The 15,697-nt window shown below is 62.1% G+C and carries 16 protein-coding genes; 5 read left to right on the top strand and 11 right to left on the bottom strand.

Going from position 1 to position 15,697, the window contains the following annotated elements; all coding sequences use genetic code 11:
- Positions 1-4: 4 nt before the first annotated feature.
- Together QR290_RS11740 and QR290_RS11735 are read right to left on the bottom strand one after the other, a co-directional pair.
- The gene (locus QR290_RS11740) at positions 5-2,812 is read right to left on the bottom strand and encodes a multicopper oxidase domain-containing protein (protein ID WP_289204966.1); all 2,808 of its coding nucleotides are present in this window, start codon (positions 2,810-2,812) and stop codon (positions 5-7) included.
- A 159-nt stretch (positions 2,813-2,971) separates the two neighbouring features.
- The gene (locus QR290_RS11735; protein ID WP_115077271.1) at positions 2,972-4,420 is read right to left on the bottom strand and encodes a sensor histidine kinase; all 1,449 of its coding nucleotides are present in this window, start codon (positions 4,418-4,420) and stop codon (positions 2,972-2,974) included.
- A 318-nt stretch (positions 4,421-4,738) separates the two neighbouring features.
- Between QR290_RS11735 and QR290_RS11730 the strand changes: the two genes are divergently transcribed.
- From QR290_RS11730 to relB (QR290_RS11710), 5 genes are all read left to right on the top strand, one after another.
- Positions 4,739-6,085, top strand: coding sequence for a hypothetical protein (locus QR290_RS11730; RefSeq protein WP_115077270.1), 1,347 nt, complete (start codon positions 4,739-4,741; stop codon positions 6,083-6,085).
- 35 nt (positions 6,086-6,120) lie between these two features.
- Positions 6,121-8,355: an Ig-like domain-containing protein gene (locus tag QR290_RS11725; RefSeq protein ID WP_115077269.1), complete on the top strand. Its 2,235-nt coding sequence runs from the start codon at positions 6,121-6,123 to the stop codon at positions 8,353-8,355.
- A gap of 102 nt (positions 8,356-8,457) precedes the next feature.
- Positions 8,458-8,922, top strand: a complete 465-nt coding sequence (locus tag QR290_RS11720) for a curlin (RefSeq protein WP_007956150.1) — start codon at positions 8,458-8,460, stop codon at positions 8,920-8,922.
- Positions 8,923-8,948: 26 nt separating this feature from the next.
- On the top strand, positions 8,949-10,400 hold the full coding sequence (locus tag QR290_RS11715) for a curlin (RefSeq protein WP_289204965.1): 1,452 nt from the start codon (positions 8,949-8,951) through the stop codon (positions 10,398-10,400).
- 193 nt (positions 10,401-10,593) lie between these two features.
- Positions 10,594-10,818: a type II toxin-antitoxin system RelB family antitoxin gene (gene relB, locus QR290_RS11710; RefSeq protein WP_085607698.1), complete on the top strand. Its 225-nt coding sequence runs from the start codon at positions 10,594-10,596 to the stop codon at positions 10,816-10,818.
- On the opposite strand, the gene QR290_RS11705 is transcribed toward relB (QR290_RS11710), so the two are convergent.
- The 9 genes from QR290_RS11705 to QR290_RS11665 all read right to left on the bottom strand — a co-directional run bounded on the left by QR290_RS11705 (position 10,811) and on the right by QR290_RS11665 (position 15,697).
- A complete protein-coding gene (locus QR290_RS11705) occupies positions 10,811-11,029 on the bottom strand; it encodes a hypothetical protein (protein ID WP_289204964.1) in 219 nt (72 codons plus the stop codon). The two genes, relB (QR290_RS11710) and QR290_RS11705, sit on opposite strands and share 8 nt — an antisense overlap.
- A gap of 95 nt (positions 11,030-11,124) precedes the next feature.
- A complete protein-coding gene (gene relB / locus QR290_RS11700; protein ID WP_289204963.1) occupies positions 11,125-11,316 on the bottom strand; it encodes a type II toxin-antitoxin system RelB family antitoxin in 192 nt (63 codons plus the stop codon).
- Between the two features lie 71 nt (positions 11,317-11,387).
- On the bottom strand, positions 11,388-11,768 hold the full coding sequence (locus QR290_RS11695; RefSeq protein ID WP_289204962.1) for a DUF6124 family protein: 381 nt from the start codon (positions 11,766-11,768) through the stop codon (positions 11,388-11,390).
- A gap of 854 nt (positions 11,769-12,622) precedes the next feature.
- Positions 12,623-13,483, bottom strand: a complete 861-nt coding sequence (locus QR290_RS11690; RefSeq protein WP_115077264.1) for a CsgG/HfaB family protein — start codon at positions 13,481-13,483, stop codon at positions 12,623-12,625.
- Positions 13,484-13,512: 29 nt separating this feature from the next.
- Positions 13,513-13,944 (bottom strand): curli assembly protein CsgF, encoded by a 432-nt coding sequence (locus QR290_RS11685; RefSeq protein WP_007956141.1) that lies wholly within the window; start codon positions 13,942-13,944, stop codon positions 13,513-13,515.
- Complete coding sequence (csgE, locus tag QR290_RS11680; RefSeq protein ID WP_115077263.1) at positions 13,941-14,333, bottom strand: curli production assembly/transport protein CsgE; 393 nt, start codon at positions 14,331-14,333, stop codon at positions 13,941-13,943. The genes QR290_RS11685 and csgE overlap by 4 nt, the downstream gene beginning before the upstream one ends.
- The gene (locus QR290_RS11675; RefSeq protein WP_289204961.1) at positions 14,330-14,869 is read right to left on the bottom strand and encodes a type II secretion system protein; all 540 of its coding nucleotides are present in this window, start codon (positions 14,867-14,869) and stop codon (positions 14,330-14,332) included. The genes csgE and QR290_RS11675 overlap by 4 nt, the downstream gene beginning before the upstream one ends.
- Complete coding sequence (locus QR290_RS11670) at positions 14,844-15,218, bottom strand: type II secretion system protein (RefSeq protein WP_011333435.1); 375 nt, start codon at positions 15,216-15,218, stop codon at positions 14,844-14,846. Before QR290_RS11670 ends, QR290_RS11675 begins: the two co-directional genes overlap by 26 nt.
- Before the next feature lie 5 nt (positions 15,219-15,223).
- Complete coding sequence (locus QR290_RS11665) at positions 15,224-15,697, bottom strand: type II secretion system protein (protein WP_007956136.1); 474 nt, start codon at positions 15,695-15,697, stop codon at positions 15,224-15,226.

Below are 15,697 nucleotides of genomic sequence, written 5' to 3'. Positions count from 1 at the left end.
CTGCTCATGGTTTCACGGTCACTTGCGGGCCGAAGCCGTCGCCGGTGCGGAAGGTTGGCAGTGCGGCGGAGTTGACGTAGCGCACGCCATCCCAGCTCGGCAGCGGCGTCGGCATCAACTGCAGTTGCCCGGGTTTTTCCAGATCCCAACGCAGCAGCATCGAGTTGTCCTCATGCTGAGTGTTGTGGCAGTGCTCCATGTAGGTCCCGGCAAACTCGCGGAAGTTGATCGCCATCTCGACGTTGTCCAGCCCGTCGGCTTCCGAACCGATCCGGTAGACGTCCTTGCGCGCCCATTTTTCCCACTCAGGCGGCGCCTTGCCACCACGGCTGAGGATGATGCCTTCCTCGAAGTGCACGTGCACCGGATGGCTCCAGCCCTTGCCGCCGGCCTTGATGTTCCACACTTCCAGGGTGCCGATGCCGCTGACCCCGGCGTCGGTCGGGCCGCTGGCGAGTTTGGTCGAGGCGTTCAACCGGCGCGGGTCCATATGAAAGCCGAAGCCGCCATCGGTCTTGATCGTCCACGGCGCTTCGTCGGTACCGTCGGCGCGGCCGAAGATGAAGGTCCGGTGCAGCGCCTTGGCGAGCAAGGCCTTGTCGGCAGCGTTGTCGCGGTGGATCTTCAGCGGAATCATCACCATGCCTTCGGCCTTGCCCGGTTTGGCCGGTTCGTAGGCCGCCGGGTCCATGGCCAGGTCCTGGCCGGTGTACGCCTTGACGTTGAGTTGCAGGACCTTGCCCACCACCGGGTCACCCTTGTCCCACTGCGGCCCCTTGCTGGTCTGCTTGATCACCGGCAGGTATTTTTCCGAGAGCACGTCGGCCAGCGGGATCACTTCTTTCGGGCCTTTGCCGTCGTCCTGGGCCTGCAGGTTGACGAAGAACAGCTTGTCGCCCGGTTTGATGCCGTTTTTCGCGAAGTTGACGATGATGTCGAACCGCTCGGCGATGCCCTGGGTCGGCAGGATCGCGTTGTGGTTCTGTTTGTCGCCGTCGGCATCGAGGTCCATCGAGCCGTCGAACGGCACGCTGTGCTCCATGATGTTGCCGTCGTTGGCAATCATGTGGAACGGCACGCGGCTGTAAGACACACCGGAGTTTTTCGGCCCCTGGAATTCGCCGCCGGTGCCTTTGACTTCACGTACCAGCGCGAACTTGAAGTAACGCGACACCGAACCGTTGAGGATGCGGAAGCGATAGCTGCGCGCCCGCACGTCGAGGGTCGGTTTCCATTGCCAGTTGACCAGCACCTGATCGCCAATGAAGCCATCGGTGTTGAACGGGTTGAACCACAGCTGACCTTGCTGATCCCAGGCCTTGTCGGCGAACACCAGGTTGACGTCGTAGTCACGGTTGCCCCACGGCAAGGCGCTGCCGCTGGGGAAACGCAGGTTGACGCCGTCGTTCACCGATTCGTTGCCGCGATCCAGGGCGCTGTAGTAGTTCATCATCGCCGCGTTGCCCTTGTAGACGTTCTGCGCGGTGAAATCGAGCATGTGGTCGTGGAACCAGTGGGTGCTCATGGTTTCGCGCCAGTCGCCGCGAATCTTGATGGTGCCGTGGTCGCAGGTCTTTTTCGCAGGCTGCAGGTCGTTGACCCACAGGGTTTCCCCCGGCGCGCACGGGAACGCCGCGCGTGGGTCTTCAGCCTTGGTGTTGATGCTGTCGTAGCCGGCAAGCTGGATCGGCCAGCGATAGTCGTAGTACTGGCCGGGGAAGAAAAACGCGTTGGCATAACCATCGCTTTCCGCCGGCGCGTGGCCGTTGTGCTCGTGGGTGGTGATGGTGTGCAGACCGAAACCGCGGTTGGCGGAAGGATCGATCGGCAAGCCGTTGTAGTGCCGCATCAGCACCGGCTGGCCGTAGCGCACCATCAGCAGTTTCGGCGGCAGCGTGCCGTCGAAGGTCCACACCGAATTGTGGTCCTGCACCGGCATCGCCGGGTGGAACCGCGCATCGACGCCCTTGGCCGTGCCATCGGTCGCCGGTACGCCCGCGACGTTGTGGTACAGGCCGCCGGGGCCGAATTCGCCGACCGCATAACCGTGCATCTGCCGACTGTCACGCAGGCCGCCGTTCAGGCGCGCACCGGTCTGCACGGTCTTGTAGGCCACTTGCGGGTAGAACTCGTTCCAGCGCTGATGGGCCCAGCCTTTTCCTGGTGGCCGACCTTCGGCAGACGAACCGATATGACGGTTGAGGAACAGTTCGATCTGCGCCTGCCATGGGTTGCGGTCAACCGTGTTGGCGAACTGACTCGGAAACGGCGTGAGCCCCGGTTGACGCAGGAACGCATCCAGCGCGGTGCCGGGAGGCGCACTGCGGGCGATGTTGTTCGGGTCTTGCGCCGGTGCCGGGCCGATGGCCGCAGGCGGGAAGCTCAACGGCGCGGCCGGCGTGGTCGGATCGAGTTTTTCCGGGCCGAATTCTTCGAACAGAACCAGTTGCTGAGTAAACGGCTGGGCACCGTACAGCGGGCTCGGCTTGCCATTGGTGGGGTAATTGAAACTGGTCTGGACAGTGGGCGGCAGGATGTTTTCCGTGCGCGTCGTGTTGCGCGTGCCTTTGACCCCGTTGGGTAGATCGAAGGAGTCTTCGTTGGCCTCGGGCATCGTCAGGATGGCGTTGAGTGCCGCCGGTTCATCAGCCGGCTCGTCGTAGTACGCCGACGGGTCGGAAGCCTCCGGCTGATTCTCGTCGTCGATCGGGCTCGCTCGAACCCCGGCTATCTGGCCGAGGGTCAACATCAGAAAGACGCTCAGTGGCGTCAACAGGAACAGCTTTTTGGGGTCACGCGTTGTTCTGTCCATCACCAGCCGCCTCATCTAAGGAAGGGGTGATGGTGTTTTGCAATTACCTCGCCAAAAAATCATTTCCAGTTGTTACAGGGACTTGCACGCGCTGTTGCATTCCCCACTCCCCGGTGACCGGGGCCTGACACCCACTGCTGGGGGAAAGTTCACCCCAATTTACTGAATGAGCTGAAACGCCAGACGAACGGTGGTGCCCTCGCCTTCACGGCTGTCCAGGCTCACGCCGCCACCAAAGCGCTCCATGATCCGTTTGACCAGCACGAGGCCCACACCGAGGCCGCCCTGTTTGGTGGTGAAGAACGGTCGGAACGCCATGCTGCGTTGCTCTTCGTTCATGCCTTTGCCGGTGTCGCTGAGCATGACGCTGACGCCACGGCTGTCGCCCGGTTCGAGGGTAATGGTCAGCGTGCCGCCCTTGTCCATGGCTTCCAGCGCATTGGCCAGCAGGCTGTTGAGGATCTGTGTGAGCTGCACCGGCTGACTCAGCACCATCGGCGTGTGCTGGGGATGAAACACTACATGCACACCGGCCTTGACGATCTGCTGCTCGAACGCCATCAGGCTGTCGTGCAGCGCCGCCACCAGATTCACCGGTTCCGGGTCGTCATTGAGTGGTCGCAACGATTGCAGCAGCTCGCGCACCCACTTCGACATACGATCGACCTGGCCGATGATGTCCTTGATGTTCTTTTGCGCCGGCCCCGCATCGAATTCCAGCGCCAGCTCGGCGCTGGAACGAATGGTCGCCAGCGGGTTGCGCAGGCTGTGGGCCACCGCCGAAGACATCTCGCCCAGGGCGACAAAGGTCTCGTTGGCGATCAGTTGTTTTTGCTGGGCAGCCAGCAGGATCGCCGCCCGCCGCACGATCCAGTACAGCCCCAGATAAATCAGCCCGCCGCCCAGCGCGGTGGCCAGCCAGATCAGCGTCAGCCCGCGCTCCATGCGGGCGATCAGGTCTTTGGGCTCTTTATAGATCTCGACCATCGCCGTGACGTTCTTGCCCTCGGCGTCGAACAGCGGAATGTAGTTTTCGATGAAGATGTATTCCGGCGGCACCACGAACTTTTGCTCTTCACGCCCCTTGTCCACATCGTGATAACTGGCCGACACCGGGATCCTTTCATCGAACGCCCGGTCGAGGTCTTCGTCGGCATGAATGCGGGTGTTGACCAGCGCGGGGTTGGTCGACCAGATCACCAGACGATCCGGCGCATAAACGTTGGCAAGAATCACATCCGGCAGATGTTCGATGTGATCAAGAAACTCACCTCTCGCGCTGGCTCGCGCTTGCGGGTCGACATCGGGAAAGTCGTTGTCCTGACGAGGGTCGAGCAATTCGCCCATGGTGCGGATATTGGGGATCGATACGTGGCGCACTTCCGCCGACGCGATGGCCTGAATGAACTGGGCGGTCAGCAAGGCATCACGCTGCACGCTTTCCTCGATCACGAACCGTGTCGACACCGCCCCCAGCGCCACCGCCACGGTGCCGATCACCGCCATGCTGATCAGTGAAAACCAGCGCAACAGGTTGAACGGCTGCTTGCGCGAGTTCAGCCGCTGGCTGCCCTCCTCGACCGGTAGCGATTTTGACTGCATGTTCATGGCGGCGACTTCCCGATACGTCCCTATAGGGTTATAGCCCACGGTTGGGTGTTTGCCCGGATGCGGGGGGTGAACGGCCCCACGCTCAACCGATTTCCCGGTCCGGGAAAAACCGCCAGGCGCTCATCCCCCCACAACCCCCAATGCTGGGGACAGTCGCCCTATCCGGGCGTGTGTCCTGTCCCCCCATGCCAAGCCGCGAGCCCTTGCACCACGGGCCTTTGCCGCCAGTTGGCGCGTCGTTGGTATGGAAGTTGTAAAGCCCTCTGCAACTGACCCATCCCCAAGGGGCAGGTACTTTGATAGAGGGATTAACTCATGCACCCTTTACTGTCCAAAACCGCGACCGTCCTGGTCGTGAGCGCCTTGGCCCAGGGCATTGCCCAGGCCGCTCTGTTCGCCGTCGACCCGGGTCCCTACACGCCGGCCAATGGCGGTTTCGCCAGCTGGTATCAGGACACCCACGGTCGCACCCTGGATCTGTGCCTGTCCAAAGCACTCAGCTCCCGCGTGCCGAGCACACCGGGCGCCCCGTCGTACATGTGCTCGCTGCTGCCGACCCCCGGCGTGTTCGATGACACGCAACCGATCGTGTTCCCCACCAACTTCCCCGATGAAGCGTTCTGGTTCACCGGCGAGACCTCGCTGGTCGATGCCGCGCGCGGAATCAACCTCGGTTATGTGAGTGCCGTCGAGGCCGCGTTCGCCGCCGAAGAACCGGTCGAAGGCGATCAGGTCAGCTTCGCGCGGATCCGTATCCGGGTGGATGTGCCCACCGCTGGCACCTACGTCATCACCCACCCGTACGGCGTCGATGTGTTCACCGTCGACACCCCCGGTCGCCGCGCGATCAACATGACCCGCGACATCGGCATCGGCACCCCGAAAACCTACGACGGCGCGCTCAAGGGGGACATCGGTCCGTTCCTGCGCAGCGTCAACGGGCCCTACACCGAGACCAATCCGGTGACCGGCGCAGCCGAACAGTTTGTCGGCGACCCGAACCTCAACGAAGCCGTGACCGGCAGCCCGTTCAACACCAACTACGTGCGCATCGAAGGCCCGGGCGGCATTGACCTGCGCACCACGGCCTTCGCCGTGTCCGGCAAGTTGTCGACGGTGGTACGGCCGACTCCGCTGATTCCGCAGCGCAGCACCTACTCGCGCAAACCCGGCGACAGTGCGCCGGTGGCCCAGCAAGACGTGTTCGTCCAGGCACCACCCGCGCCGGGCACCGCCGCCATTACCAGCAGCACCCCGGTGGTGAACATGAAAGAAGCCGACAGCACTGGCAGCTGGTACGCGCAATCGGCGGTCAACCCGACCTTGCCGACCGTGCTGCAAGTGACCGCTGACAACCACCTGGCGATCGCGACCAGTTCACCGACCACCCTGCCCATGACCCTGACCGACCTGGTCGTGATCCAGCGCGCCGAGTACAGCCTCAGCTCCGGGCAATTGACCGTGGTGGCCTCGACCAGTGACGAAACCTCGCCACCGGTGCTCACCGCCACCTCCGGCACTGGCGCCACCATCGGTGCGCTGGGTGGTGATGGCGCGGTGAAAACCCTGTCCACCGGGATCACGCCGATTCCACCGGCCAGGGTTCGGGTGACGTCGTCCAACGGCGGCAGCGATACCGAAGAAGTGGTCATCGTGCAATGAACGCTCACATGCCCAGATCCGCATCAGGAGGCATCATGAACAAGTGGCCACGCTTCGCGCTCAACGCGCTCGGGCTGACAATCTCGCTGACCGGCAGTGCGTTCGCGCAACTGGCCGCCGTCGATCCCGGCCCTTACACCTTCGCCACCGGGAAATTCCCGATGTGGTACCAGGACAACAACCTGCTGTCGATGGAACTCTGCCAGTCGCGCGCCGCCAGTTCGCGCGTACCGGCCAGCACCCCGCCGGCGTACATGTGCACCCTGCTGCCGGAACCGGGCATCTTCGATGACACGCTGCCGATGGTGTTCCCCGACAACTGGCCACCGGAAGCCTTCTGGTTCCTGGCCGAAACCAACATCCCGAACAACGGCGCCGGCTTCGGCATGGACGCCTATGTGGCCGGGATCGAAGCAGCGTTCGCCTCGGAAAACCCGGTGGATGGCGATCAGCAAAGCTTCGCGCGGATCCGCATCCGGGTGAACGTCCCGGTGGCCGGCACCTACACCATCACCCACCCGTACGGCGTTGAAACCGTCAACGTCACCACCCCCGGCCGACGTGCGATCAACATCACCAAAGACATCGGCATCGGCGCACCCGGCAACTTCAGCGGTGCGCTCAACGGCGCCATCGGTCCGTTCCTGCGCAGCATCAACGGCCCGTACACCGAAGTGAACCCGGACACCGGCGGCATCGAAACCTACGTCGGCGACCCGAACCTCACCGAAGCGGTGACCGGCAGCCCGTTCAACACCAACTTCGTGCGGATCGATGGTCCGTCGGGTGCCGGCTCGATTCAGACCAACCTGTTCACCGTCGCCGGCAAGGTGCTCGACAACCGTCAGCAGACCCACGTCGCCATCGACCGCGCCACCTATCGCCGGACGTCGGCCGGTGTGCGCGCCGAGGTGTTCGCCAAGGCTGACAGCAGCTCGACCCTGTGCTTCCGCGAAACCCTGGCGCTGCTGCCCGGCCCACCGCCGACGCCATGCCAGACCAGTCTGCTGGGTGACAACAACGGGCTGTTCTTCGGCCAGCGTCTGGGCACCGGCACCCTGCCGTCGGTGGTGGTCGTGACCGCGACCAACCCGGCCGGCACTACCCGTCCGACTGCCGTTTCGGCCAAGCTCACCGACGTGGTGAAAATCCAGACCGCCCGCTACAGCTGGGCCAACCACAGCCTGCTGATCGAGGCCACCTCGACCGATGAAGTCGCAGTGCCGGACATGGTTGCCCAAGGCTACGGACGCCTGTCGAAAACCGGCACCCTGCAAAAAATTACCGTGGCCGACCTGACTCAGCCTCCAGCCACCGTCACGGTCAAATCCGCCGCTGGCGGCAGCGACACCGAGCCAGTGGTCGTGGTCGGCACCGCACCGGACACCGGTGAGAACCAGGCACCGCTGGCCGTCGCCGACACCGGCAGCACCAGCTTCGGCGTGCCGATCACCCTCAGCCTGCTGACCAACGACAGCGACCCGGACAACAACGTGCCGCTGACCATCACCGCGTTGACTCAACCGGCAGCAGGCCAAGGCACCGTCGCGCTGAGCGGCACCACCTCGGTGGTCTACACCCCGCCAGCCGTGGTGACCACACCGTTGACCACGACCTTTACCTACAAGGCGCAAGACAGCAAAGGCCTGGCCTCGGCCAACCCGGCGACCGTGACGATTACCGTCGCGCCCAACCGGCCACCGACCGCCGTCGCCGACAGCGTCGCCACGCTGGGTGTCGCGATCCCGATCAACGTCCTGGCCAACGACACTGATCCGGAAGGCAACACACCGCTGGGCGTCGCCAGCCTGACCCAACCACCGGCAGGACGCGGCACGGTCAGCACTGACGGTACGGTGATCACCTACACCCCACCGGCCACCGTGACCACGGCCTTCACCACGACCTTCACCTACATCGCCCGGGACAGCTTCGGCGCCCAGTCGACGCCGGCGACCGTCACGGTGCAAGTGTCGCCACGGCCAGCGGCGGAAACCTTCACGATCACCACCTCGACCGTGCAGGCCCGTTCCGGCGGCCGCTTCAACTGGGACTTCGCCGGCACCTCGTCGGTGACTACCGGCAACACCATCACCGTGCAGGTCACCACCCCGACCGGGCTGGTAACGCTGGGCACAACCACGGTACCGGTGACCGGACGCTGGCGGCTGACGCTGAACAACACGCTGGTCGTGCCATCGGCCAACCCGACCGCCACCATCCGTTCGTCCCAGGGCACCGTTCGCACCGTCTCGGTGACCACGCTCTGAGCCCACGCCCCACCCGACCCACACCGCCAGGCGCGGGGTGGGTGGGGCTGACTCAGCCACGATTTCAGGTTTGAGCAACACAAAACACCACAGGACAACGCCATGAACACGCCGACCGCCGCCCTGCTTTGCCTGCTCGCCCTGTGCGTCAGTGCGGGCGTGCGCGCCGACGACCTGATGGAAAACGATGACCTGGCGCCCAACAGCGCCGATCTCGGCGAACTGCCGCCCCCCGTGGGCCAGCAAGCCCTGATCGACCAGAACGGCCAGGTCAACCTGGCGCTGCTCTCACAGAACGGTCAGTCGCTGCTGGGCAAGATCGTGCAGTCGGGCAGCAATCAGGAGGCGTACATCCTGCAACAAGGCAGCGACCTGATGGCCTTGATCACGCAAAACGGCTCCGGCAACGCCGCGTCCATCACGCAAACCGGCAGCCACAACCGTGCGCAGATTTCGCAAAACGGCAACAACAACGACGCCAGCATCGAGCAGGCCGGCACGGGGCTGCAAAGCGCCGTGACCCAGTCGGGCAACGGCATGAGCGTTTCGGTCAAGCAATATCGCTAAGCACTGCAATCATCGGAGAGTTCATCATGTTCAAACTGACGCCCCTCACCGCCGCCATCCTGGTCATGATCAGTGCCCAGGCGATGGCCGACGACAGCATTTCCACCCAGAGCCAGGTCGGCACCGCGAACATCGCCAACGTCAAGCAGACCCAGGCCCCGTTCAGCACCGCCACCCAGACCCAACTGGGCCAGGGCAACGACGCCGCCGCCGTGCAAGACACCGCCACCAGCGTCATCACCCAGGACGCGGTCGGCGACTACAACGCCGGTTACGCCGAACAGCTTTACGAAGACAACAGCACCATCACCCAACAACAGACCGGCGCCTTCAACACCGCCCACGCCAGCCAGTCCCTCGGTTTCGGCGCCGGCAACCAGGCGCTGCAACAACAGCAAGGCACCGGCAACTTCTCGTTCGTCTATCAAGACTCGCAAAACGGCAGCGAAGGCAAGACATTCCAGTTCGGCGACAGCAACGAAGCCAACATCGAGCAACTGTACGAAGGCACCGGCAACAGCTCGGTGATTACCCAATTCGGCACCGCCAACTACGGCACCGCCGAACAAGTGCTGCACAACGGCGGCCAGATCGGCATCAACCAGGCCGGCGAAACCAACTACGCCTACGGCGACCAGCGCAACGGCACCGGCGGCAACATCACCATCAACCAGTTCGGCAACCTCAACGGCACCGAAATCTGGCAAGACTCGCAACTGGCCAGCCAGGCGACCGTCAACCAGTACGGCGACAGCAACGAAACCGTGGTCGACCAGAGCTTCGGCGAAAACAACACCGCCGCCGTCACCCAGGTCGGCAACACCAACGCCATCTATGCCGACCAGTTCGAGTCGGTCAACTCGACGCTGGCGCTCTATCAAGTCGGCAATGGCAACGTGCATTACACCTACCAGAACGGCGACAGCCACACCCTCAACGCCACCTCGGTGGGCAACGACAACAAGGTCTACGCCAGCAACTGGAAAGGCCCGCAACACGGCGGCCAATTCGGCAGCAACCAGCGAGCGACGGTCAATCAGGCCGGCAACGGCAACATCGCCAGCTTCACCCAGGATGGCGTCGGCCACATCATGACCACCAACCAGACCGGCACTGGCAACAAGACCACGGTCAGCCAGGCTGATTCCTACAACGAGCTGTACTTCGATCAGAACGGCAGCGACAACATCCTCATCGCCGACCAGCGCGGCACCACCAACCTGGTTCAGGGCTCGTCGAACGGCTCGGGCAACAGCGCCGAATTCGATCAATCCGGCACCGGCAACCAGGCCTACACCGCGCAGCTGTATGGCAGCGACAACATGATCACCGTGAAACAGGCTGACACCATGAACGTGGCGTATGTAACCCAGGGCGGGACGGGGAACATTGCCAATGTGGATCAGAGCGGGATGACGCAGACCGCGACGATTCAGCAGTTTGGGTCGGCTAACCAGGCGACGGTTTTGCAGCAGTAAGTGTTGGGTGTTGGAAAACCGCGATCTTGAGGTCGCGGTTTTTTTTTGCGCTGACGCTTGAGTGGCGTCCTACGGAAAACGGAACGTTTTCAGAAATTCGGAGAGTTTTCTGACGAATTCTGGCGGTTGGCCGTCGGAAGTGCAGGCTCTAGGATTTGCCGGGACAACTTGATCCCCATGGAGCTTGGCCAACATGCAATTCATCCAGACAGCGACGACAGCGATACCTTTCGACCCACTGTGCCCGGTGGTTTCGGATCTTGATCCCGAGGAGCAGGCTGCGAGTTATGACCGTTGGTTTCGAGCCGAAGTACAGGCTTCTCTCGATGATCCGCGTCCGAGCATTCCGCATGACCAAGTGATGGCCGAGATATATGCCTTGATGGAATCGATGCGCAAAAGGGCTGATGCTAATTGAGATGAAATATACGACTTATAGCGGCTCGAGCCTTCTTGCCGTCTGCCTCGTACAGCCCCTGTAACAAAGCCTGATCGGTTAACCGATGGAGGCGAAAATGGTTGTAGAAGGCTTGCCCCAATCGCTGTTTATCAAAAGAGCCCATTTCCCACAGACCCAAGAATTCTGCATAGGCTGCGCTGTCGATTTCCAGTGGTGGTGAAAGGTCCATGCGCTCCTCAAAAAATAGTTAGCCGTCAGGAAGCAGTAGAGTAGCCAAAATCTACATTGCGCTTTTCTACTTTTCACATTGCCAACGCAAAGCACTTACCCCGCCTCATACTTTCTTCGTTTTTCCTCCATCAGGGCCGACATTTCAGCCATCACCCGCTCATTCGGAATGCCGGGTCTTGGGTCATCGATTGAAGCCTGTATTTTGGCAATCAACCAGCGGTCGTAGCTGGCGGCCTGCTCTTCGCTTTCGAAGTCTGAAACGATGGTGGAGATCAGGAGATCCATGGTGACTCCAGTTTGAATGTGAAAAACGCGACCCATTGCCGGGTCGCGTTTTTTATTGGGCATGTGCTGGATCAGTCCTTCAGTTCAACGTGATCCAAGGCCTGATTTACGGCCAGTTCACCCAGCATGAGGATCTGCGCGATGCCCAGGGCGGTCTTGCGATGGGCCGGGTCGAGGGTGGCGGCGAAGTTGTTGAGCATTTCGCTGGCCGAGCCCAGGGACTCGCTGGCGTTCGCGAGCAAGGATTCGGTGTTGTAGGCCGGGTTGGCGAGGTACATCGGGTCGGGTTCGTTGGCGCTGCCCATGATGTGGGCGCCGGGGCAGAGGTAATGATCGAGCGCGCGTTCGGCAGCTTCGTGGAGTTTTTTGGAGTTGACGGAGGTGTATGGGGAGGTTGGGTCGGTTTCGGGGTTGGCTTGGGTTTCGGGTGGGTTGGGTGTTGGTTTGAACATGGTGAATCTCCGATCCTGAAATGAAGCTGGCCCATTCGGTTTCCGAACGAATGGGTGGCAGCTGTACGCAGGCTGGAAACCCGGGGAACGGAGAACCCGGTTGACCCGAAGGTCTCCCGCGCACAGCCGCCATAACGGAGTGCACACTTTTCAAGGTGCGCAAGCATACGTTATGAAAAGCGCTCGTGCGCTCGGTTCTCGTCGGGGTTTCCAATCCCGATCGCTGAATTGGCAGCGACCGAAACAGGCTAGAGCCCGCGCTTCCGACGGACAACCTGAAAACCTTGTGGGAAGGATCGGTGTATTCAGACACGTTTTTAAACAGACTTCAGGACGCTGGCCCTCACCCCAGCCCTCTCCCCAGCCCTCTCCCGGAGGGAGAGGGAGCCGACCGAGTTGTTCATTCGAGTTACATCGACCTGAACCATCGAGCTGAACTCAAGCTTTCAAAACAAAAAATCAAAACCAAACCCATCTACACATTCTTGCACCCTCACCAAACCAAACAATGAGCGTTAGCTCGAGTACCGCTCTTGACGTGCCGGCCCCTTCGGAAGGCTGAGTGGAGGGATTTATCCGGGGGTGGGAGCGCAGCGACCGTGCGGCGAAGCCGCATGCATCGAGAGGAGGTGCAGCGAAGCAAACCGTAGGCGATGCCCCCGGATGAATCCCGGAGCGAAGGAACCCCGAGCCCCAGCGAGGGGCCGAACGCCGGGGCCAAGCCTTTTGCTTACTTTTTGGCGTTTGAAAAAGTGAGCCGCTGTAAGAGCGGAACCGCCAGCAGCAACACCCAAAAAAAACGGATATTCACCCAAACCACCCAGAGAACCTGGTCGGCCCAAAGGCCGCCAAGTTCACTCGGCCTCCGGATCCACCTTGTTCTGAGTCAGGTACCGATTCAAAACATCATCCTGACCCGGGGTAGAAGCATCCCCCGCCACCTGCCAAAGATGCCGCTCGATCCCCTGCGCCACCATATGCCCCACCGCCGCCTCAATCGCCGACAACACACACAACTGCGCCGGCTCATTGGTCGTATACCCGACCTCAGCCTCAAGCAACTTCTTGAACTCGATAAACTTGAAAATCCCCGCACTGCGCGCCACCGAATAAATCGTCTTGCTGGTCATCACATTCGCCAACACCTGCCCGCTACGCACATCCACCGCACGCAAGTTCACAGTCACCTGGTCCACCCGATACTCACGGGACAGATCGATCCCCAGATACCGCGCCCCTTCCCCACCGCTACGCACGTTGGTGTCGTAGGCGATGATCCCGCCCTCAAGCATCATGTTCGCCGCCTGCAACGGTGGCAGCTCACCCTGAATGTTCACCGGCGTATTCGGCTTCTTCTGCGAGGCGCGAATGATCTTGCGTTCAGTCAGCAGGTTCTGCAGCCCTTCGCGTTCGAGCACCACAAACCAGCCGCTGGCCTGCATCGCGTCCATCAACATCGACGCCGCGCCCTGGGTGACGCTGGTGGAAAACGAACTCGCCGGCGTCGGTTTGTACTGCCCGGTCTGGTCACGGAAGCCGTACACCACCGCCATCAGCCGGCCCTTGGGTCGCGGCATTTTCAGCAAGTCGTAGTAGGTCGAGGCCCTGGGGGTCAGGGTCGGGGTATCGGTGTCCTGCTCGGCCGGCATCGGCTCGCGCAGACTGCACCCTTGTAATGCTGCCAACATCAGCCCTAGCGCTATTATTTTTTTCATGTCCATCACTCCCCGGAACCGTCATCCCGTCATGGGTTGAGGCCGTTCACCTGAATTTCGGAAACTTCGCCGCTCGCTCGGTCGGTCACCTCGATCGTGAGTGCCCCCGAGTCATCAACGACGTTGACGATAAAAGCGTCGGTGGACAGGCTCCCCGTGTTGCCGGTGGAGATGTTGTCCAGCAGTTGCCCTAGCAACCGCGACTGCAATTGACTGGTGAAACGTTCGAGTGCCGACGTACCGGCCACCGTCGAGCGCTTCTTGAGATCCGGATCGTCGTGGTCGTTTTGCGCCTGGGCGTTGTTGAGCAGCCAGGTGCCGTTGAGCGGGTTGCCGCCGAACGACGGGTTGACCGGCGTGTAGACCAGTTCGGTGGCCTGGACGGCAGCGGCGCTGGCAAGCCCGATCAACAACCCCGAGATCCAGAATCCGCTGCGCCGTGAGAACGTTGTCGTGTTCATAGTTCGTCCTTCTCAAGGTCGGTGGTGTCCTGCAACAGGGCTTCCAGCTTGCGCCGGACGACCTCCAGTCGAACCGAGTCGGCGGCCTCGTAGGCCTCGTCCTTCAGTTCCACGGTGTTCGGCGGCAGGAAGCGCCGATACACCAGGCGTTGTTGATACTCGACGGTCACCAGGCTCCCCCAGCGCGCGTCGGGGCGCTCGCGCACCACCAGGTTGAAATCCATGCGGCTGGTGTCACGCAGGCGCTCGCTGAACGAGTAGTAAAAGTCGTGGCCGATGTGCGAGATCGTGTCGTCGACGATGAAGCCCATCATTTCGTCTTCCTCACTGGCGCTGGCGAAAGACGCCACGGCCGCGAGGATCAACGCACACCACAGGTGGCGGCTCATGGCTGCAACGCCTGCGGCAGGGCCGACTGGCCCTTCGCCGGGCCGTTGGTGCCATCAAGGAAGGCTTTTTCAGCCACGAACTGCCAGTCCGAATAACGCTGCATGCCTTCGAAATCCGACCACTGCGACGGGAAGTCCGCCTGCTTCAACGGCACTTCGGTGGAGGCACTGTTGATGCCGGTGATGCGTCCGTCGAAACCCCGTTGCAGTGCCCATTCACCGCCACCGATCGGGTCCGGATAGAGTTGGCGGATATGGTGACGCGCCTCGGGAAAACGCTCGTCATCGAGCAGGTCGACCAGTTCTTTCGGGTACTGCGCCAGGCCCGGTGAACTGCGGTAGTAGCTGCGCAGCGCCTGGGCATACTGGGTGCCGACCCACAGCAGTTGTTTCTCGCGATCGCGGCGCGACACGGTCGACCACAACTCGCCGGCACTGGCCAGGCCCATGCCCATGATCACGATCAGGAACAGCACGCCCAGGTAGGTGAACCCACCCTGCTCCACGTGCTTACCACTCGGAATACTGGCTGCCATCACGCGCCCTCCCGGTAGCTCCGCTCTTGATGTCGGCGACGCCGCCCGCCACACCGTCCGGCGGCGCGATCAGCACCCATTGGTCATTGCGTTCAGTGATCGGGTCCAGCGGCGCATTGCGCAGGTAACGCATCTCCACCAGTTGTTCGATGGAATCGGGATAACGCCCGGTGTCGCCGTAGTAGTGATCCAGCGCCTCGCGCATGGCCGACAGGCTCTGGTGCAACGTGGTCTCTTTCGAGGCCTCGAGGCTGTTGAAGTAGCGTGGCAAGGCGATGGTCATCAGGGTCGCGATGATCGCCATCACCACCATCAGCTCGAGCAAGGTAAAACCCTTTTCCCGGCGCATGAGAATCACCACTCGCGGTACGCGATGCCGTTGAGGCCCTTGCCCCGGGCGTGGGAGTAGACGTCGAACACGTCCTCGCCATCGCGCGGGTTCTGGGCCGAACTGTTGTAGGCCCGCAGGCCCCAACCGCCGTTGTCGTCACGTTTGGCCGGCACCAGCGGATCCCGCGGTATCCGGCGCAGAAAGTAGAACTTCGCACCCTTGGCGCTGCGCACGTCGCGCACGCCTTCGACCAGCACTTTCAGGTTCGGCGGATAGCCGCTGCTGTTCAGGGATTTCTCGATGTAACCGGCATCGAAGGCACGCTTGTAGGCGTCGATGCCATCGCGAATCTGATACAGCGCGGTGCGCAGTTCCTGCTCCTTGCCACGCCGTACCAGGGTCTCGGTCAGCGGCGCGGCCATGCCGGCCAGCAGGCCGATCAGGGCCAGCGTCACCACGACTTCGATCAGGGTAAAACCGCGCTGGGAGGCGTTCAT

The organism is Pseudomonas fluorescens (assembly GCF_030344995.1).
Classification (GTDB): domain Bacteria; phylum Pseudomonadota; class Gammaproteobacteria; order Pseudomonadales; family Pseudomonadaceae; genus Aquipseudomonas; species Aquipseudomonas fluorescens_BF.
This window is presented reverse-complemented; position numbering and strand designations above follow the sequence as displayed.